Annotated in this window: 13 protein-coding genes; 5 read left to right on the forward strand and 8 right to left on the reverse strand. The window is 73.1% G+C overall.

What is annotated here, in order from left to right:
* Window position 1 precedes the first annotated feature (1 nt).
* The 3 genes from OOK41_RS18300 to OOK41_RS18310 form a co-directional block, all read right to left on the reverse strand.
* Complete coding sequence (locus OOK41_RS18300; protein ID WP_266266064.1) at window positions 2–5,818, reverse strand: type I polyketide synthase; 5,817 nt, start codon at window positions 5,816–5,818, stop codon at window positions 2–4.
* A gap of 97 nt (window positions 5,819–5,915) precedes the next feature.
* Complete coding sequence (locus tag OOK41_RS18305; RefSeq protein WP_117672672.1) at window positions 5,916–6,911, reverse strand: enediyne biosynthesis protein; 996 nt, start codon at window positions 6,909–6,911, stop codon at window positions 5,916–5,918.
* Window positions 6,908–8,878, reverse strand: a complete 1,971-nt coding sequence (locus OOK41_RS18310) for a CRTAC1 family protein (RefSeq protein WP_266266065.1) — start codon at window positions 8,876–8,878, stop codon at window positions 6,908–6,910. Before OOK41_RS18310 ends, OOK41_RS18305 begins: the two co-directional genes overlap by 4 nt.
* Window positions 8,879–9,463: 585 nt before the next feature.
* Between OOK41_RS18310 and OOK41_RS18315 the strand changes: the two genes are divergently transcribed.
* Together OOK41_RS18315 and OOK41_RS18320 are read left to right on the forward strand one after the other, a co-directional pair.
* Window positions 9,464–9,778 carry a hypothetical protein gene (locus tag OOK41_RS18315; RefSeq protein WP_117672676.1) on the forward strand — a complete coding sequence of 105 codons (315 nt, stop codon included), beginning with the start codon at window positions 9,464–9,466 and terminating at the stop codon, window positions 9,776–9,778.
* Window positions 9,779–9,958: 180 nt separating this feature from the next.
* On the forward strand, window positions 9,959–11,512 hold the full coding sequence (locus OOK41_RS18320; RefSeq protein WP_117672677.1) for an NAD(P)-binding domain-containing protein: 1,554 nt from the start codon (window positions 9,959–9,961) through the stop codon (window positions 11,510–11,512).
* A gap of 3 nt (window positions 11,513–11,515) precedes the next feature.
* On the opposite strand, the gene OOK41_RS18325 is transcribed toward OOK41_RS18320, so the two are convergent.
* The 3 genes from OOK41_RS18325 to OOK41_RS18335 all read right to left on the reverse strand — a co-directional run bounded on the left by OOK41_RS18325 (window position 11,516) and on the right by OOK41_RS18335 (window position 14,694).
* On the reverse strand, window positions 11,516–12,115 hold the full coding sequence (locus OOK41_RS18325; RefSeq protein ID WP_207892913.1) for a nitroreductase family protein: 600 nt from the start codon (window positions 12,113–12,115) through the stop codon (window positions 11,516–11,518).
* A 147-nt stretch (window positions 12,116–12,262) separates the two neighbouring features.
* On the reverse strand, window positions 12,263–13,381 hold the full coding sequence (locus tag OOK41_RS18330) for a glutamate--cysteine ligase (RefSeq protein ID WP_266266066.1): 1,119 nt from the start codon (window positions 13,379–13,381) through the stop codon (window positions 12,263–12,265).
* 146 nt (window positions 13,382–13,527) lie between these two features.
* A complete protein-coding gene (locus OOK41_RS18335; protein WP_266266067.1) occupies window positions 13,528–14,694 on the reverse strand; it encodes a M20/M25/M40 family metallo-hydrolase in 1,167 nt (388 codons plus the stop codon).
* 237 nt (window positions 14,695–14,931) lie between these two features.
* Here OOK41_RS18335 and OOK41_RS18340 point away from each other — a divergent pair, with 237 nt between their 5' ends.
* Complete coding sequence (locus tag OOK41_RS18340) at window positions 14,932–15,474, forward strand: carboxymuconolactone decarboxylase family protein (protein ID WP_117672683.1); 543 nt, start codon at window positions 14,932–14,934, stop codon at window positions 15,472–15,474.
* Between the two features lie 52 nt (window positions 15,475–15,526).
* On the opposite strand, the gene OOK41_RS18345 is transcribed toward OOK41_RS18340, so the two are convergent.
* Complete coding sequence (locus tag OOK41_RS18345) at window positions 15,527–16,462, reverse strand: hypothetical protein (RefSeq protein WP_117672685.1); 936 nt, start codon at window positions 16,460–16,462, stop codon at window positions 15,527–15,529.
* 116 nt (window positions 16,463–16,578) lie between these two features.
* Here OOK41_RS18345 and OOK41_RS18350 point away from each other — a divergent pair, with 116 nt between their 5' ends.
* Both OOK41_RS18350 and OOK41_RS18355 read left to right on the forward strand, forming a co-directional pair.
* Window positions 16,579–17,424, forward strand: coding sequence for a maleylpyruvate isomerase family mycothiol-dependent enzyme (locus OOK41_RS18350; protein WP_117672687.1), 846 nt, complete (start codon window positions 16,579–16,581; stop codon window positions 17,422–17,424).
* 123 nt (window positions 17,425–17,547) lie between these two features.
* Window positions 17,548–18,732 (forward strand): acyl-CoA dehydrogenase family protein, encoded by a 1,185-nt coding sequence (locus OOK41_RS18355; protein ID WP_207892909.1) that lies wholly within the window; start codon window positions 17,548–17,550, stop codon window positions 18,730–18,732.
* Between the two features lie 118 nt (window positions 18,733–18,850).
* On the opposite strand, the gene OOK41_RS18360 is transcribed toward OOK41_RS18355, so the two are convergent.
* The gene (locus OOK41_RS18360; RefSeq protein WP_117672727.1) at window positions 18,851–19,393 is read right to left on the reverse strand and encodes a dihydrofolate reductase family protein; all 543 of its coding nucleotides are present in this window, start codon (window positions 19,391–19,393) and stop codon (window positions 18,851–18,853) included.
* Window positions 19,394–19,557: the final 164 nt, after the last annotated feature.

Here is a 19,557-nt window from a genome sequence, read left to right on the forward strand (position 1 = left end):
CTCACCTGCCTCCTTCCGCCAGCATCGTGAACACCACCGGGTCGGCGATGTCGTTGAGCGCGGTGACGAAGGTGGCGACCCGCGCCGCCCCCGACCGCAGGGCGACCCAGCCGGCCGTTCCGTTCGGCTCGGCCACCAGGTCGACCCGGGCGTGGCCGTTCTTGCGCAGGCACTCGACCGCGCCCCAGACCCGGGTGGCGGCGACCGACAGGTCCTCGCCCTGCTCCCGGGCCAGCAGCGTGGCCAGGGCGACGCCGTCCGGGCCGATCAGGCCCTCCCACTCCGCCGCGGCACGGGCCGTGGCCAGCTCCACGTCGCAGCCCACCGCCGCCGAGGCGCCGGCGACGGCGAAGGTGACCCCGGCGCCGTGCGAGGCGGAGACCCGGACGTCCCCGTCGACCTCCGGCTTGCCGTCCGGTCGGTAGCGCACCGTCGTCTCCGTGCCCAGCGCCCAGCTCACCGCCCGGGCGGTCTGCCGGCGTCGGGCCGGCTTACCGGTGGCGTCCGGGTCGTCGGGCCGTACGACGCAGCGCAGCTCGTCGGGCAGGAACGCCCCGGCCCGCCGCTCCAGGTACGGGCCGACCAGCGCCGGCAGCCACGGCCCGGTGCCGTCCTGCTTGCGTACGGCGTGCAGGCGCAGCCCCACCCACCGCTCGACGAGGTTGCCGTCGGCGTCGCAGACGTCCACGTCGTAGTGGTAGGTGTCGCCCTGGCGCAGCCGCTCCACCGCGTGGATGGTGACGGTGTCCAGGGTGGCGGCGACCTTCGGGTCGGCCAGGTGCAGCCGCTCGATCGCCCCCGGCAGCAGGGTCGCGTCCGGGACACAGCACTGCAACGCGTGCATCACCGTGTCCCGGGTGCCCGGGTCGCCGAGCACCAGGTCGCCGGGGCGGTACCGGGCGAACCACGCGTCGACCGGCCGGTTGGACACCCGCGCCGTGCAACTCGTCGCCGCCAGGTCCAGGTAGCCCTGGAGGCGCTGGAACCGCCGTCCCTGGAACAGCACCGGGCCGTACAGGTCGCGGGCCGGGTCGATCGGCAACAGCCGCGCCGCGGCGGTCCCCGGCCGGGCCTCGACCCGCAGCGGCTGGTCCCAGCGCAGCCGGGCCCGGAAGTGGTCGGCCTGGAAGTTGGTGTCGCTGCTGCGCACCACCGCCTCGACCGCGCCGTCGGCCGCCGCGAGCACCGCGATCCGGATCGTGTTGCTGCCCGAGGGCGGCACCACGATCGGGCGCAGCAGCTCGACGTCCTCCAGCACCGGCGCCTCGGTGCGCCCGGTGAGTGCCGCCGCCGCCTGCGCCATCGCCTCCATGCCCAGCACGGCGGGGAAGAGCAGGTCCCCGTCGAGCAGGTGGTCGGGCAGGTAGAGGTCGTCGTCGGCGGTCAGGTCGGCGTCCACGACCAGCTCCACGCCCGGGTAGTGCACCTGCGGCCGGTCGACGAAGCGCAGCAGCGGCAGCTCGCGCCGCTCCAGCGTGACCGTCGACAGGCCGTCGGCGCGGCCCATCACCACCAGCGCCTGCGGCGCGGACGGGCTGGCCAGCACCTCCTTCAGCGTGGCGATGCCGGCCTCCACCGGGATCGGCGCGATGCCGTCGCGGGTGAGGGCCTCCAGCACCCCGAGCCGCTCGCCCATGCCGGCGCCGGACCACACCGACCACTCCAGCGCCAGGCACCGGATGTGCGGGTAGTCCTCGCCGACCCGGCGGGTCAGGTCGGTCATCCAGTCGTTGGCCGTGGCGTAGTGCGCCTCGCCGCGCAGCCCCGCCCGGCCGATGATGCTGCCGAAGGTGACCAGCAGCCGCAGCGTGTGCGGGTCGGTCGCGGCGAGCACGGCCTCCAGCCCGTCGATCTTCGGCGCGAGGGTCCGCCGGAACGTCGCCTCGTCCAGGTTGGCCACCGCGGTCGGCTCGTTGCGGCCGGCGCCGTGCAGCACGCCGGTGACCGGGCCGAGTACCCGCTCGATGTCGTTGACGGCCGCCTTCACCTCGTCCAGGGCGGTGATGTCCGCCCGGGCGTAGTGGAAGCGCACCCCGGCGGCGGTGAGCCGGTCGAGGTTGGCCGCCAGTTCCGCGTCGGCCGCCGGGTCGGAGCGGCCGATCAGGCCGACCGCCGTCTGGGTGTCCCGTCCCAGCGCCAGGGCGCACTCGGCGGTGATGCCCTTGCCGCCGCCGGTGACCAGGAGCACGTCCTCCACCCCGAGCCCGGGCCCGCCGTTGGGCGGCAGGGTCGCCGGCCGCAGCACCGGCACGTGCCGGTTGCCGTCGGCGTCGTAGTGCACCTCGCTGAACCCGGCGGTGGCCGCCACGTCGGCGACGATCCGCGCCACCGTGGCCGCGACGTCCTCGGTGGACGGCTCGTCGGCCAGCGGCAGGCTGACCACCGTGGTGGTGATCTCCGGGTGTTCCTGGTGCAGCGTCTTGGCCAGGCCGGCCGCGGTGCGCCGGTCGCCGAGCGCCACGAACCGGACGGCGCCGCCCTGCGACAGGGCGGCCCGGGCGGCCCGCAACATCACCGGGATGTGCTCGGGCTGACAGTCGCGCGGCAGGCACAGCAGCACCCCGCCGCCGACCCGGGCCTGTTGCAGCGCCGTGCGCAGCGGCTCGGCGAGCGGGCTGTGCCCGGCGGTGAACGCCTGCCAGCCGCCGTCGACCGGAGCGCCGGCCCGCGGCCCGACCTCGGTGGGTACCAGGTCCACCGCGAACGCCCGTACCCACGGTGCCACGCCGGCGATCGACTGCTCCGGCTCGTCCGCGCCGTTGCCGCCGCCGGCCTCGTCGAGGATCTGCGCGATCTCCGCCACCGTGGCGGTGGCGTAGCTGGAGGTCAGCGTCGGGGCGGCCACGTTGAGTTCCCGGGCGGCCTGGTTGACGATCTGCCCGACGGTGATCGAGCTGAGGTGCAGCTCGTCCAGCGGCCGGCTGTCGGGCCGCACCGCCTCCAGCGGCAGCTCCGCCCGCTCGGCGGCGAGCCGGCGCAGCAACTCCAGGCTGTCGACCGTCGCGCCGGGCCCGGAGACCGCGACCGACCCGCCGGCCGGCGCCGCGACGGCGGTCGGCTCGGCCCCGGTACGGGCGACCGCGAAGTCCCCGGCCGGCGCCGACTCGGCGGGACTGGCGAAGAACCGCAGCGGCCGGCCCGGCTCCAGCGCCCGGGTGAACCGGTCCTGGAACAGCGCCGAGTGGTTCACCGGCGCGCCCGCCGCGTACGCCGCGCCGACCGCGCTGAGCAGGCCCGCCAGCGACAGGCTGTCGGTCTCCAGCGAGATCGTCGGCACCTCCGGGGCGATGTCCGCGGCCAGGCCGCGCAGCACCCGCCCCGGACCGACCTCCAGCAGCAGGTCGGCGTCGTCGGCCAGGCGGCGCACCGCCTGGGTGAACCGCACCGGGTCCAGCACCTGCCGGCGCAGCAGGTCGGGAACGTCGGTGTCGGCCGGCAGCACGTCCCCGGTGACCGTGGAGACCATCGCGCCGGACAGCGGCGCGAAGGACAGGCCGCCCAGGTGCTCGGCGAACGCGACCGCGGCCGGGGCGACGGCCTCGGAGTGGAAGGCGTGCGACACCGCGATCCGGGTCCAGAACAGCCCGGCCCGCTCGGCCAGCGCGCCGACCTGCTCCACCGCCGCGACCGGGCCGGAGACCACGGTCTGCTGCGGGCTGTTGTAGCCGGCGATGACCACCGGCGTGCCGGCCAGCAGCGGCTCCACCACCTCGGGGGCGGCGGAGATGCTGGCCATGGTGCCGTCGCCGGAGCTGGCGTCGGCCATGATCCGGCCACGGGCGCCGGCGGTCGCGATCAGCGTCGCCTCGTCCATGGCGCCGGCCCAGTGCAGCGCGGTCAGCTCACCGAGGCTGTGCCCGGCGGCCCCGGTCGCCCGCACCCCGAGCATCGACAGCGCCCGCAGGCCGGCGACCGACGCGGTCACGATCCGCGGCTGCGCCACCGCCGTGGCCACCAGGTCCGCGCCGGGCGGCGGCTGGTGGGCCTGGTACAGGGCGTCGACCTCCTCGAACCGGCGGCGCAGCGCGCCGCCGTCGGCCCGTCGGCCCGCGCCCTGGCCGGGGAACAGGAACCCGATCCGCGGGGCGGAACCCGCCGCGCCGAGGAACACGCCACCGGCCGCGTCGATCACCCGCTGCTCGCCGGCGTCGACCAGCTCGACCAGCCGCTCCAGGCGCTGCCGCGCCTGCTCGGGCGAGGCGACGACCACCGCCGCCCGCACCGGCCGGTCGGCCAGCTTCCCGGCCAGGGCCGCGGCCAGGTCGCCCAGCTCGGCGTACGACAGCCGACCGACCCACGGCGCCAGGTCCGACAGCCGCGAGCCCAGTTCCTCCGGGGTACGCGCGTCGAACATCAGCAGTTCGGTGTCCTGCCGCGAGCGCACCAGCGCGGTCGTGGACGCCCCGATCCGGGTGCGCCGACCGTTTTCCGCGCTCTCGACCACCACGTGGGCGTTGATGCCGCCGAAGCCCATCGAGGACACCGCCGCCCGGACCGGCTTGTCGGCCGGCCACAGCTCCGCCGTCGCGGGCACCCGAACGGCGGGCTGCTCCGCCTCGAGCACCGGGTGCGGGTCGACGTGCCCGGTGGCCGGCGGGATGACCTGCTGGCGTACCGCGAGGATCGCCTTGAGCAACCCGGCGACCCCGGCGGCGGCCTTGGTGTGACCGAAGTTGCCCTTCACGGTGCTGATCGCGGCGGGCGCACCCGCCGGATCGGCCTCCTTCCGGGCCTCGGTGAACGCCGTCAGCTCGGTGGCGTCGCCGACGGCGGTGCCGGTGCCGTGGCCCTCCAGGTAGGCGACCGAGTCGATGCCGAAGCCGGCCCGCTCGTACGCCCGGCGGATGGCCAGCCGGTGCCCGCTGGCCTCGGGCCGGGTGATGCCGCCCTTGCCGTCGGACGAGTAGCCCCAGCCGGCGATGACGGCGTGCCGGCGCAGCCCGCGCGCCACGGCGTCCTCGTCGCGCATCAGCACCAGCATGCCGCAGCCCTCGCCCGGCCAGAACCCGTTGGAGTTGCGGTCGTACACCCGCATCTCCCCGGTGGCCAGGGCCCCGGTCTTGGCGAAGCCGATCACCTCGAACGGGTCGATGCTCAGGTCCACCCCGCCGGCCACGGCGGCGTCGAGGTCGCCGTTGGCCAGGGCGGTGCAGGCGGTGGCGACCGAGAGCAGCGACGACGAGCAGGCGCCGTCGACGGTGTAGCCGCCGCCCTTGAAGTCGAAGTGGTTGCACACCCGCCCGGCGATGGTGTTGGCCAGGCCGCCGGCCAGGGTGTCCTCGTCGATCGGCGGGAACGGCGCCTTGTAGCGCGGCTCCAGCTCGTCGAGGAAGGTGCCGACCTCGGCGTCGTCCCAGCCCTGCTCGCGCAGCGCCGCCCCGACCGTGCGGCGCACGTAGGGCCAGCGCAGCCGCAGCAGGTTGGCGCGGCTGAACTCGCCGGTGAGGGTGTTGCCGATGATCACCCCGGTGGTGGCCAGCGGCAGCCCCTCGCCGTCGGCGAAGCCGGCGTCCTCCAGCGCCCGGGCGACCGTGTCCAGGGCCAGCCAGTGCGTCATGTCGGTGGACCGGAAGGTGCTGCCGGCGATCTTGTACCGGACCCGGTCGAACTCGAAGCCCTCGATCACCGCGGCCTTGGCCGAGTAGAACCGGTCGGGCGCGGCCGGGTCGGGGGAGTAGTAGTCCTCCGAGTTCATCCGCTCGTCGGGCAGCCGGCGGAAGGCCCGGCGGCCGGTGAGCACGTTCTCCCAGAGCTGGTTGGGATTCTCGGCGTCGGGATACCGGCAGGCGATCCCGACGACCGCGATGCGTTCGCTCATTTGTGGTCCTCGCTTCGTCCGTCGACCGCCCGGACGGGGTCGACGTGGTTGGCCGGCGCGGCGCGCCCGCTCGCGCGGCGCGTACCGTCCCACCGGTTCACGCGATGCTCCTGGGGGTGCCGAGGGTGAGCCGGGCGGGCGCCGCGGCCCGCTCCCGGGACTTCTTGCGCAGGTGCGCCACCCACCAGCCCAGTCCGCGGATGCCGCAGACCACGACCACCGCGAAGAAGAGGGTGTAGACGACGTTGAACAGCATCAGCACGCCGTAGACCATGGCCACCGAGGAGCCGAACATGAACTGGTTCATCGGCTTGGCCGGGGTGGTCCCCGGGTCGGTGATCATGTAGTTGGTGAACAGCACGAACGCCACACCGGTCATCACGCCGAGCGCGGAGAACAGCGCGACGTCCCAGATCCAGTGCCGGATGAACGCCTGGATGGCGAAGCCGCCGAGCCAGCCCACGATCAGCGGCACCTTGCGGGTCAGCAGCGCGTTGATCACGGTGCCGGCGGTGACGATGATGATCGGGATCATCACCCGGAAGTAGGTGTTGGCGTTCTCCGTGAACTCGTACGGCGGGGCGATGGAGATCCAGGAGCCGAAGCAGACCAGCGCCATGGTGATGCCGAAGTTCGACGGGTTCATGTAGTGCCGCATCCGGCCGTAGACCGGGGCCTGCAGGACGTACTTGCCGGTGACGCCGACGATCACGGCGAACGCGATCGGCAGGAACATGTCGTTGGCGTACAGGAGCATGTTGCAGGCCAGCGCGGTGATGTGCGAGGGCAGCAGGAACTCGTACACCCGGCGGCCGCCGCCGCCGAGGAACCGCGGGGCCTCCTTCTTGGCCCAGGCCCGGATCAGCTCGAAGGAGATCTCGGCGGCGTAACCGGTGAGCACCGCGAAGATGGGCCACAGCCACGGCTGCTCGAAGCCGAGCAGGGTGTAGCCGAAGATGTTGAAGACGCTGATGGAGAGGGCGAAGTTGCGCAGGGCCAGGTAGCGGCGGTCCGGCTCCGGCTTGGCCGGCGCGGGGACGACGGGGGCCGCGGGCGCGGTGTTGATGCTGGGGGGCGGGGCGATCGTGGTCATCGGTTCGGAACCTCCTCGACGCGGTCGGTCAGCACGAGGGTGTGCGTGCCGGCGGTGAGCTGCTGGCTGGTGCTGTGCTGCTGGCCGTTGAGGTCGCGCCAGCGCAGGTCGACGGTGACCGGGCCGCTGCTGTCCCCGAGGCCGAAGTGGACCTCGAAGCTCCGCTTGCCGGCGTGTCCGCTGCCGCCGTCGAGCTGGGAGATCTGCTTGCGGCCGTCCGGCGTGGTCACCGTGACGGTGGCGCCGTACGCCGGGGTGCAGAGCATCTGGCCCGCCGGGGCGCCGACCGCCGGCCGGTACAGCCGCAGGTTCAGGAAGTTGCCCTTGCTGGGCGCGTCGTTGGTGTAGAACGCCGGCGGGCCCCACTGCCGGGCGACCGCGAGGTCCAGCGCCCCGGTGCCCCGGGTGTCCGCGGTGGCGACGCCGCGGGTGGGGATCGGCACGTCCAGGCCGATCTCCTTGGTGATGTTGGCGAACTCGCCGCTGGCCGTGCGGGCGAAGAACGCCAGCGGCTGGCTGCCGGCGATGTCGTCACCGGGCTGCAGGTTCGGCCACATGGCCGGGTTGGACAGCAGGTCGTCGTTCATCATGGCCATCTCCTGCAGCCACGGCCACCGGTCGATCTTGCCCTTGACGAAGCCGAGCGACTGGACGACCTCCAGGTCGCCGCTGTTGAGGAAGTCGCCGAACTTGACGTCCCAGCCCCAGCCGCTCCAGGCCATGCCCAGCGGCCGGGCCTCCTGGGTGAACGGTGCGACGCCCTTGCCCAGCTTGGCGAGCATGTCGCGCTCGTCGCGGGCTTTGTTGATCCAGACGAAGTTGCTCTCCTCCAGGCCCCAGGCCGTGGTGATGTTGGAGACCATCATGTCGAAGTTGCCGTTGCGGTCCAGGTCGCCGAAGTCGATGCCCATGCCCTTGAACGAGCCGTTGCCGAGCACGAACGACTTGGGCGTGGTGGGGGTGCGCTCCCCGATCGCCGCCTTGAACTTGATCCGGCCGGGGGCGGAGATGTTGTGCAGCAGGTGGTTGTGGCCGAAGTCGTTGGCGACGTAGACGTCCGGCAACCCCCGCCCGGTCAGGTCGGCCGCCCCCAGGCCCAGCGTCCAGCCGGTGGACTTCTTGAACGGGACCGCCCCGCGCTCGGCCACGAAGTTCACCGACGGGTTGTCGCCGCTGGTCGCCGAGTGCCAACGCAGCACGTGCAGGCCGCCGCCGTTGGTGGCGCTGGACAGGGTGTCGTTCATCTCGACGTTGTCCTGGCCCCGGGTGTTGAGCACGTCGGACTCGGGGAAGTAGTTGCCGATGACCACGTCCGGCTTGCCGTCGCCGTCGAGGTCACTGACCAGGGAGGCGTTGGTGTGCCACTTGGGCCCGTGGTAACGGCCGTCCGGCGAGCTCTGCGGCAGCAGCTCCTGGCGCTGGTACGTGGCGTTGGACACCGTCGTGGCGTCGGCCTTACGCAGGAACAGGATCGGCACCCGGCCCCAGTAGGTGACCATCAGGTCCATCCGGCCGTCGAGGTTGTAGTCGCCCGGGACGCAGGCCATCGGCGCCATGGTGTCGTCGATCGGCAGCGGCGCCGCGTCGAGGGTGAACGGCGCGAACTGGTCCTCCTTCGGCGCCGTGGGCGCGTAGGTGACCACCACGTGGTTGGTGCGCACGTCCACGAAGCACAGGCTGTTGGCCCGGCCGTGGTCGGTGAGGTCGTTGAGCGCGATGCTCGCGCCGACGGACGAGATCCAGGCCCGGATCTTGTAGTACGACGGGTTGACGTCCCGGATCGTTCTCTTGGGTAGCTGGTCGTAGCCGTCCGGATAGGCGATGGGCTGCTCGGTGAAGCGGTATCGTGTGGCGGCCTGCTCGGCACCGGCGACGGACACGCGGCTGTCGATGATGAAAAACAGCGAGGCCGCGAGTAGAATCGCGACTATTCCGGGACTGAGCGAGCGTGCGCGTTGACCCAGCACGGTAAGGTCTCCTTACGACGGAGCCATCGGCTTCTGCCAAAGCCGATGGCGTGAACAGGGCAGACGGCGGCACCGCGGCGGTGTTCCACGGGCGGTGCCGTGGGCGGTGCGCGGTAAGGGATGGGGGAGTGTCGCCTGATGGGGCGAGTTTCGCCGGCGCGTCGGGCCGGGCCGGCGGTGAGTGGTTGTCCGGCCGTTTCGCCGACGTGGCGAATGTGATTCCTGGCGTGCCTGGTTTCCTCCTGCGACGGGCGGGGAAAGCGGATTAGGGCGGTCGGATCCGGCCCAGGTTCATCGTGCGACGGTGGCCCCGGACTGCGCTTCTTTCACATTGCTCCCGAGGTTTTCGCAGCATGGCGACGGTTTAGTTCACGTTTAGCGGACGATTTGACGCATCGAATCCATTTAGGTCAATCTCGCCGTGTTGACCCGCTGTGTCCGGCCGGCGGGTCGAAGACGGCAATATGGCGACTATCTGCCGACCGCGCGATGGCTAGCGTGGGTGACGGCGCTGCCCGAGGCGCCGCCCGGGCGCGCCGCTCAGGGATCACCCCCGCCCGGGACCCGGGAAGAGAGGAAGCCGCCGTGTCTGTCGAGGGATTCTGGAAGGTGGCCGTGGCCACCCCGTTCGGCGTCCGCCGCACCGAGCTGGAGCTGTTCAGCAAGGACGGTGTCCTGCAGGGCATCTCCCGTGGTGAGAAGGAGACGCTCACCCTGAACGACCTCCAGCTGGAGGGCAACCGGTTGTCGTGGTACCAGTCCATCAAGAGGCCGATGCGGATGGACCTGGTCTTCGACGTGACGGTCGACGGCGACGAGATGACCGGCACCGCCCGCGGCGGCCCGATGCCGGCCGCGAAGGTCAGCGGCCACCGCGAGCCGGCCACCCAGCCCGCCTGAGTCGCCGCCCGCGCCGGCCGTCCGCCCCCGGGTCCGTCCCGCGGGGGCGGTCGGCCGCCGGGTGGGACCGCCGCCCGGGCGTCGCGCCTCGGCCCTTCGGCTCCGCGCTTCAACCCGGATATGTATTGACTTAAGTGCATTTATCATCAATGGTCTTGGGTACTCGACGCGGGAGCACCCATGACCGAACTGCCACAAGGCATCGAGCACCACCGTTACCTGATCATCGGCGCAGGTCCGGCCGGCCTGCAGCTGAGCTACTACCTCCAGCAGGCCGGCAGCGACTACCTGACGCTGGAACGCGCGACCAGCCCCGGCGAGTTCTTCCGCCGGTTTCCCCGGCACCGCCGGCTGATCTCCCTGAACAAGGTGCACACGACGAGCACCGACCCGGAGATCCGGCTGCGGTGGGACTGGAACTCGCTGCTGCACGAGCCGGCCGACCTGCCGTTCTCCGACTACAGCCGCGAGTACTTCCCCTCCGCCGACGACCTGGTCCGCTACCTCGGCGACTTCGCCCGGCACCACCGGCTGGCCATCCGCTACGACACCACGGTCGAACGGGTCGAGAAGACCGAAGACGGCTTCCTCGTGCACGCCGGCGACCGGCTGCTGCACGCCGACTGTGTCGTGGTTGCCGCCGGCTGGGGTCCCCCGAACGTCCCCGACGTGCGGGGCATCGAGCACGCCGTCGGCTACGAGGACATGAGCACCGACCCGGCCGACTACGCCGGCCAGCGGGTGCTCATCCTCGGCAAGGGCAACTCCGCCTTCGAGACCGCCTCGGCGATCCTCGGGCACGCCGCCATGGTCCACCTGGCCAGCCCGCGCCCCATGCGGCTGGCCTGGAACACCAAGCACCCCGGCGACGTGCGGGGCCACCACGGCGCGGTCATGGACAGCTACCAGTTCAAGACCCTGCACTCGGTGCTCGACTGCGTCATCGACGAGATCCGCCCGGTCGGCGACCGGTACGAGGTGCACCTCACCTACACCCACGCCGACGGCGAGACGGCCGTCATGGAGTACGAGACCGTGCTGCGCTGCACCGGCTTCGCCATGGACACCTCGGTCTTCGCCGAGAACTGCCGCCCCGCCATGGTGCCCAGCGGGCGGCTGCCCGTTACCCGGCACGACTGGCAGTCGGTCGACGTCGACGGGCTCTACTTCGCCGGCACCCTCGCCCAGGACCGCGACTTCAAGAAGGCGTCGTCGGCCTTCATCGACGGGTTCCGCTACAACCTGCGCACGCTCACCGCCCTGCTGCGCGAGCGGTACGAGGGCGCGCCGCTGTTGCACGAGAAGGTGGAGGCGGACGCCGAGGCGCTCACCGGGGTGGTGCTGGACCGGGTCAACTGGAGCTCGGCGCTGTGGACCCAGTTCGAGTTCCTCTGCGACGTCCTCGTCGTCGACCCCGGTGCCGGCGGGGTCCGCCACTACCAGGACCTGCCCGAGGACCACGCGGTGCAACGGTTCGGCGGCGAGAGCCACTACTACACGTTCTCGCTGCGCTGGGGTCGCGACGCGTACGCCGACGTGTTCGCCATCGAGCGGCACCCGCAGCCGGACCGGGCCGCCGAGAGCGCCTTCATCCACCCGGTGGTGCGCCGGTACCGGGGCGGGGAACTGGTCGAGGAGCTGCACCTGCTGGAGGACCTGCTGGCCGAGTGGCGCCGGCCGGACCGGCACGTGCAGCCCCTGCTCGACTTCTTCACCGCGGACCTGGGACGGTGACGCCTACCGGCGGACCATGACCTCCGACAGCGGCTTGCGGGTCAGCTCCGGGACGGTGACCCCCTCGGCCGGGTAGCCGACCGGCATCACCACACAGGCGCGCTCCTCGGCCGGGCGCTCGCAGATCTCGTTGAGGAACCGCATCGGGCTGGGGGTGTGGGTGAGCGTGGCCAGCCCGGACAGGTGCAGGGCGGTGATCAGCACGCCGACGGCGATGCCGACGGACTCCTTGACGTAGTAGGGCTTCGGGGTGTGCGGGCCCTGGTGGACCTCGAACACGACGATGACCACGGGGGCGGTCTCCAGGAACGGCTTCTGCCAGTCGGTGCCCATCGGGGCGACCGCCTCCAGCCACTCGTCCGAGGCGCGCCGGCTGTAGAACTCGATCTCCTCGGCCTCGGCGGCCTCCCGCAGCCGGCGCCTGCGCTCGGCGTCGGTGACCACCACGAAGCGCCAGGGTTGCAGGTTGGCGCCGCTGGGCGCGGTCGCGGCGGCCCGCACGGCCTCCTCGACGACGTCCAGCGGCACCGGTTCGGCCGAGAACTGCCGCACCGACCGGCGGGCCGACATCCGGTCGGCGAACGCCCGGGCGGTGCGGTTCATCAGCGTGGGTTCCAGCCGGTCCAGGTGGAACGGGGTGGTCGCGATCTGGTTCACGGAGAGCCTCCATCGGCAGGTCGGGGGCTTCTCCAGCATCACCCACGCCGCCCGCCGCTGGTTGCGCGGAATTGCCCAGATCGGCCGGCCGGGTCAGCCCGCCGTCTGCTCCGCGAGGTGGTCGACGACGTCGGCGAGCGTCCCGCCCCGGCGGGCGACCGACCGCTGGCGCCGCGCCCCGGTGCCCTCGGCTCCCAGCCGCTCCAGCCACCCCGCGACGAGGTCGTGCTCGCCGTGGGCGCGCAGCACCGGCTCCACCATGTCCAGCAGGTCGCGGGCCAGCGCCGCCGCGGGCCGCAGCCGGCCCGTGCGCGGGTCCAGGCCCGCGCCGTCCAGGCCGTCGCGCGCCGCCCGCCAGTAGGCCACCCGCAGCAGTTCGCCGGCGACGTCCGGCGCCGGCTCGCCGGCGTCCACCGCCGCTGACAGGTGCACCACCAGCGCCCGCACCAGCGCCGCGTACCGCGCCGACTCCTCGGCGGTGACGGCGGAGTCGGCGACCCGGACCTCCAGGGTCGGGTGCCGCTCCGAGGGGCGGAGGTCCCAGAAGATGGTGGCCCGGTCGACGAGGGCGCCGGTGTCCAGCAGCCGCTGCACCACCTCGTCGTAGTGCTCCGCCGAGTCGAACACCGGCGGCGGGCCGGCCACCGGCCACCGCCCCCAGACGGTGGTGCGCCAGCTCGCGTACCCGGAGTCGCGGTTGTCCCAGTACGGCGAGTTCGCCGTGAGGGTGAGCAGCAGCGGCAGGTACGGCCGCAGGTGGTTGCCGACCAGCACCGCCTGCTGCCGGCTCGGCATCTCCACGTGCACGTGCAGCGCGCACAGTGCCAGCTCGTCGTGCAGGCCCCGGTACGTCTCGGTGCCCCTGCTCTGGCGCGGGCCGACGGTCATCGGCGGCGGCACCACCCCGGCGACGGGGGCCGTGCCGGTGGCCACCACCCGCAGCCCGGCCGACCGCGCGCAGTCGGCGACGACCTTGCGGGCCTCGGCGAGCTGGGCGGCCAGCTCGCCGATCGTGCCGCAGGCGTCGGTGCGGGTCTCCAGTTGCAGGGTGGTGATCTCCCCGGAGACCCGCTCCCCGAGCAGCGCGGACGCCGCCCCGACGACCTCGGCGGCCCGGGGTGCCGGGGCCCGGGTGGCGGCGTCGACGACCAGGAACTCCTCCTCCACGCCGAAGCGTGGCGGCGACGTGGGCTGGCGCGTGGTGAGGGTCATGGGGCGGTCGTCCTCCCGCTCGCTGCGCCGGCGGCCACGAACGTGGACCCGCCGGCGGATGGGCAGCGGCGCGGGGACCGGGCGGCGCGCCGACTAGACGCACCATTATGGACGGTGTATCGGCCAGTCGGGAGCAGCGACGCGCGTCAGAGGCGCGCGGGAACGCCCCGGCCCGCGGCGACGGGGTCCCGGCGCGGCTGGGTGAGCACGCCGGCGACCGTCGCGGCGAGCAGGGCGGCGCGGTCGGACAACTGGGTGACGTCCACCCACTCGCTGCGGGCGTGCGACCCCCCGCCCACCCCGCCCAGGCCGTCCAGGGTGGCCACCCCCAGCGACCCGGTGAAGTTCGCGTCGGACGCCCCGGCGGCGTGCGCGGCCTCCAGCGGCGGCAGGCCCAGCATCCGGCCCGCCCGCTGGGCGATCCGCAGCAGCGGCAGCGCCACCGCCTCCTGCAACGGGTACCGGTTGATCCCGCCGCCCACCACGAGCGCGGCCTCGGCCAGCCGGGGGGTCAGCGCGTGGATCAGCCGGTCCACCCGGTCGAGCTCCTCCCGGGTCCAGGCGCGCACGTCGACGCAGAACGTCGCCGACTCGGGCACCTGGTTGCTGATGGTGCCCGCACTGAGCACGGTCGGCGTGACGCTGGTGCCCTCGGTGGCGAACGCCCGTACCGCCAGGACCTGGTGGGCCAGCTCCACGGCCGCGTTCACCCCCCGGTGCGGCTCCACGCCCGCGTGCGCGGCCCGGCCGCGTACGGTGATCTCGTACCTCGAACCGCCCTTGCGGGCGACCTTGAGCGCGCCCGTCTCCGTGGACGGCTCGCCCACCAGCACCGCCCGCGACCGCCGGGCCTGCTGTTCGATCAGCGGCCGGGACGTCGGCGACCCGCTCTCCTCGTCGCAGGTCAGCAGCACGCCCACCCGGGAGGTGTCGGGCAGCAGCGACAGGGCGGTGACCAACTGCACGATGCCGGACTTCATGTCGCACACCCCGGGGCCGGTGGCGATGCCGTCGGCGAGCGCGAACGGCCAGTCCCGCGTGGTCCCCGCCGGCCACACCGTGTCGTAGTGCCCGAGCAGCAGCACCCGCTGGTCGTCGGCCGGCCAGAGCAGGTGCGGCAGCCCGTCGCGCACCACCCGCACGGCGGGCCGGCCCAGCACCGGGCTGATCCAGCTCTCCAACAGGTCGGCGCAGGCGTGCAGCTGCCGCACCACCCCGGGCGGGGACTCCTGGTGCACGAGCTGACGGAGTCGGTCCACCATGGTCCCGGCCTGTGCCCGGGCTCCCTGCCGTATGTCCACTGTGTCGACCATGGGGCCGATCGTGGCAGCGCCCCGTACACAGCGGCAATACGCTTCCGTGCCCTGCTCGTCGCCCTCCGTGTCGACCCAGGTGTCGGCCTCGGGGACGGCACGCTGGGAGAGATCGGGGTCCGCGCCGCCGGGCGGGAGAGGGCACGCTGGAAGAAGCGTACGGGTCGCCCGGCCGGCACCATCCGCAGCAGGACCGCGTAGCCGCCGGCCGCGGCCTGTCACGCCGAGGAGAGTCACGTGGCACACATCGATCTGGGCCTGGACGAGGCGGAGTACCCGGGGATCACGGGGCTCATGCGCTACCGGCCGGAGACCGCCGTCGCGCTCAACGCCCTGGCCGAGGCGCTGCTGCACGCGCCGCACCCGACCCTCACGGCCGGGGAGCGGGAGCTGATCGCGGCGTACGTCTCCGGGCTCAACGACTGCAACTTCTGCTGCTCGTCGCACTCGGCGTTCGCCGCCGCCCAGCTCGACGGCGGCATGCCGCTGGTGCGGCAGGTCCGGGCCGACCCGGACACGGCCGAGGTCTCCGCGAAGGTGCGCGGCCTGCTGCGGATCGCCGCCGCGGTCCAGGCCAGCGGCCGGAAGGTGAGCCCCGAACTGGTCGACGCGGCCCGCGCCGAGGGCGCGACCGACCTGGAGATCCACGACACGGTGTTGATCGCCGCCGCGTTCTGCATGTTCAACCGGTACGTCGACGGGCTCGGCACCCGGTTGCCCGAGGATCCGGTCGCCTACGAGGAGACCGCGCAGCGGATCATGGCCAACGGGTACGCCTGAGCGGCGCGGGCGCCGGCGGGCGCAGGGAAGTGTCCGCCGGCACGACGCCGGGCTACCGCGCGTTGTACGGCATGGTGGGGAACCAGCCGTAGTCGAACATCGCGGGCAGCCGCACGTCCCAGTAGACGACCATGAACACGCCCAGCGCGATCAGCAGCGCCCCGGTCACCGCGGCGGTGCGGGCGGGGCTGCCGGACAGCCACTGGATGAACCGGCCCCGGGTGGCCACGATGATCAGCGCGAACAGCGCGGCGACGATGACGATGTTGCCCAGCGACTGGAGCACGAACGCGCCCGCGCCGTAGAGCGGGTTGCCGGTGTCCACCGCCCAGTGGAACAGCTTGTTGAACAGCGGGTACGGCCGGCCGATGAGGAACCCGCCGACCAACGCGCCGAGCACCACGACCCGGGCGACCGGGCGGTGCGCGAACGGGTCCGGCAGCGTGCCGAGCGCGGCCAGCCCGAGGTAGACGAAGGCGAGCCCGATCACGCCGAAGACCACCATCGACTGGACCAGGCGCACCGGCAGCCCGCCCACGGTGTCGGTGGACAGTTGCGGGAGCCGGTCGCCGAGCAGCACGCCGACGAAGCCGTACGTCGCGGAGACCGCCACCATCCCGACGGTGAGCCAGCCGACCGGCCGCAGCAGGCCGCGCAGCCCGGCCCGGGTGGCCCCGCCGCCGGCCTGGCTCATCGGGCCGACCGCGGCGGCCATCGCGATGTTGCACGCCGTGAAGGTGCCGGCCAGGCCGGAGACGAACGCGAACACCAGGCCGGCGACGGTGCCGCCGATGGCGGTGGCCTTCGCGTCGTGGCCCAGCAGGGTGTTGGCGACGTTGTCGCCGATCACGTGGTCGACGAACTCGTACGACCACAGCACCGCGAGCAGGACCCCGGCCGCGACGCCGCCCAGGACGATCCGCCCGCGCGCCCGCGGGTGGGTGTACGCGGCGACATGGATCGCGCGCCCTCTTCCGGTGACAGTCATGGATGGATTGTGGGGACCGATCCGCCCGTTGGCTTCTTCCGGATTGCCGAATTCGCGCGGGCAGGACGGCAACCTCGAACAAGTGTCCACCTCCCCTGATCGTCCAAGGTGGACGTATGTCGGTCACCCCGAACCAGTGGCGCCGCGTCCGAACCTCCGTGCCCGTCGTCCTGGGGCGGCTGCTCGACCTCGTCGAGGACGCCCCGCCCGACCGGGCCGCCACCGCGCACTGGACGGTGGCGGACACCATGGCCCACCTGTGCGGCGTGGCCGCGATGGGCCTGGCCCTCGTCCGGGGCACCCCGCCCGACCTGCCGGTGCCCGGCCTGCTCGACCTGCGCCGCCGCACCACCGTCGACACCGTCTCGGTGATGAACGCCGAGGTGCTGCGGCACTTCTCCGAGCGGCGGCTGCCGGTGCTGGCCGACCGGCTGCGCGCCGACGTGGAGGAGGTGCTGCGGGCGGCCGGGGACGCCGGGCCGGAGCACGAGGTGTCCTGGCTGGGCGGCGCCCGGCTGCCGGTCACCGGGCTGCTGGCCCACCTGCTCAACGAGCTGAACATCCACTCCTGGGACATCGCCCGGGCGGTCGGGAGGCGCTGGGTCATCGACCCCGCCGATGCCGCGCTCTTCGTCGACCTGTTCATGATCGGCATGACCCGGCGCGGGTACGGCCGGCTGCTGGACCGCGACGGCCCGGCGCACCCGGGGCGGATCTCGGTGAACTTCCGCCACCGTTTCGGCCCCGAGGTCACCCTGGCCCTGGTTGAGGGGCGGGTGACGGTGGGCACGCCGGAGCCGCGCCCGGACGTCCGGCTCTCCTTCGACCCGGCCACCTTCACGCTGATGCTGTTCGGCCGGGTGCACCGGGTGCGCGCGGTGCTCGCCCGCAAGGTGTCCGTCGGCGGGCGGCGGCCCTGGCTGTTGCCCGTGTTCCTGCGGACCATGCGGCTGCCGTCCTGACCGGACCCGTCGGCCGTCATCGACCGCTGCGCGGCACCGGCGCAATACAGAAGAAGTCCGACGCCGTGGCCGGTGCGACGGTGGGTGCACACGGTTCACGGACCGGAAAGCCTTAAGGAGGCAATGGTGACTGTCACCGAAACCCCCACGCGCGAGGAGATCCTCAGCCGCGTCGCCAAAGCCGAGCCGGTGCTTCGGGAGCACGTGGCGTGGTCGGAGGAGAACCGTCGCCTGCACGAGGCGACGGTCGAGGCGATGGCCGAGGCGGGCATCTTCCGGATGCGGGTGCCCAAGCGGTACGGCGGCTACGAGTGCGACGGCGCCACCCTGGTCGAGGTCGGCACGGCGCTGGGCCGCATCGACGGCTCCGCGGCCTGGGTGGCCATGGTCAACTGGATCCCCACCTACCTGGTCTGCATGTTCCCGGACGAGGTGCAGGACGAGGTGTTCGCGACCCCGGACGTGCGGGTCTGCGGCACCAACGCCCCCAAGGGCACGATGGTCCCGGTCGAGGGCGGCTACCTCCTCAACGGCCGCTGGCCGTTCGTCAGCGGCGCGCACCACGCGCACTGGATGGAGGCCGCGGCCGTGATCCTGCGCGACGGCGCCGAGCCGGAGCCGGTCATGACCATGGTCCCGATGTCGGACATGGAGTTGGTCGACGACTGGCACACCACCGGGCTGCGCGGCTCCGGCAGCATCACCACGGTGGCCACCGACGTCTTCCTCCCGGCCGAGCGGGTGATCCCGCTGGAGGCCGCGCTCGGCCCGAGGACGCTGTCCGTCACCAACCGGAACATCCCGATCTACTCCACCCCGGCCACCCTGGTCGCCGCCGTCTCCGGCGTCGGCATGCTCGCCGGTCTGGCCAAGGCGGCCTGGGACAGCTTCTTCGACCGGCTGCCCGACCGGAAGATCATCTACACCGACTACCCGAGCCAGGCCGAGGCCCCGCTGACCCACCTGCGGGTCGGCTCCGCGGCCCACAAGATCGACCAGGCGGTGTTCCACGCCCGGCGCATCGCCGAGGTCGTCGACCACAAGGCGTTCAGCGGCGAGGCGTGGACCATCGAGGAGCGGGTCCGGGTGCGCGCCGACCAGGGCGAGGCGGCCCGGCTGGCCCGGGAGGTCGCCGAGATCTTCCAGATGGCCAGCGGTGGCACCTCCATCTACAACGACGTGCCGATCCAGCGCATCGTGCGGGACCTGACCTCGGCCGCCCTGCACGGCCTCGTCGTCCCCGACGTCAACACCGAGTTGTACGGCCGGGTGCTGTGCGGGCTGGAACCGAACACCCTCTACATGTGACGCCGCCGAGCCGCGACGGCCCTTCCGCCGCCACCGGTGGGAGGGCCGTCGGCCACGCCGGACCGCGCGCGGCGGTGGAGCCATCGTGGCTCCGCCCGCCCGCCCCCGCCCCGGCGGGTCAGCGCGCCACCCGGTAGCGGATGTTCGTCGCCCGTGGCGCCTCGCTGACGTGCACCCGTTCCAGGCGCACGTCCGCCCCGCCCGGGTGGTCGAACAGGCGCACGCCGTCGCCGAGCAGCACCGGCGCGACGCAGACCAGGATCTCGTCGAGCGCCCCGGCCGCCAGGCACTGCCGGGCGACGGACGCCCCGAGGACGTTGACGTACCGGTCGCCGGCGGCGGCGGTCGCGGCGGCCACGGCTCCGGCCAGGTCGCCGACGAAGGTGACCCCCGGCACCGGCCGATCCGGGGGCCGGTGGGTGAGCACGAACTGCGGACCGCTCCAGCCCCCGCCGAACGCCTTGCCCTCCCGCTCGGTGCCCCGGTGCGGGTCGTCGCCGCCGAAGGTGCGGTTGCCGACCAGCAGCGCGCCGATGTCGGCGATCAGCGCCTCGACGGCCGGGTTCGGCCCCAGGTGCGCGGTCAGCCAGGACATGTCGCCGCCGGGGCCGGCGATGAAGCCGTCCAGCGACATGGTGACCGAGTACAACAGCTTCGCCACGGGCGCCTCCGTCCGGACCGGGGCAGGGCGTCGCCCCGACCGGTTCTCGCCGACCGGTCGAGCGTAGGCGACGGCACCGACAGGACCGGTCCGGCACGGCGGGCGCGGGTGCCCCGACCTCGGCGCCGCGCAACTGCAAGCCGGACCCCCCCGGCACAGTCGCG

Origin of the sequence: Micromonospora sp. NBC_01655 (assembly GCF_026339755.1) — a bacterium.
In the GTDB taxonomy this organism is placed as follows: domain Bacteria; phylum Actinomycetota; class Actinomycetes; order Mycobacteriales; family Micromonosporaceae; genus Micromonospora.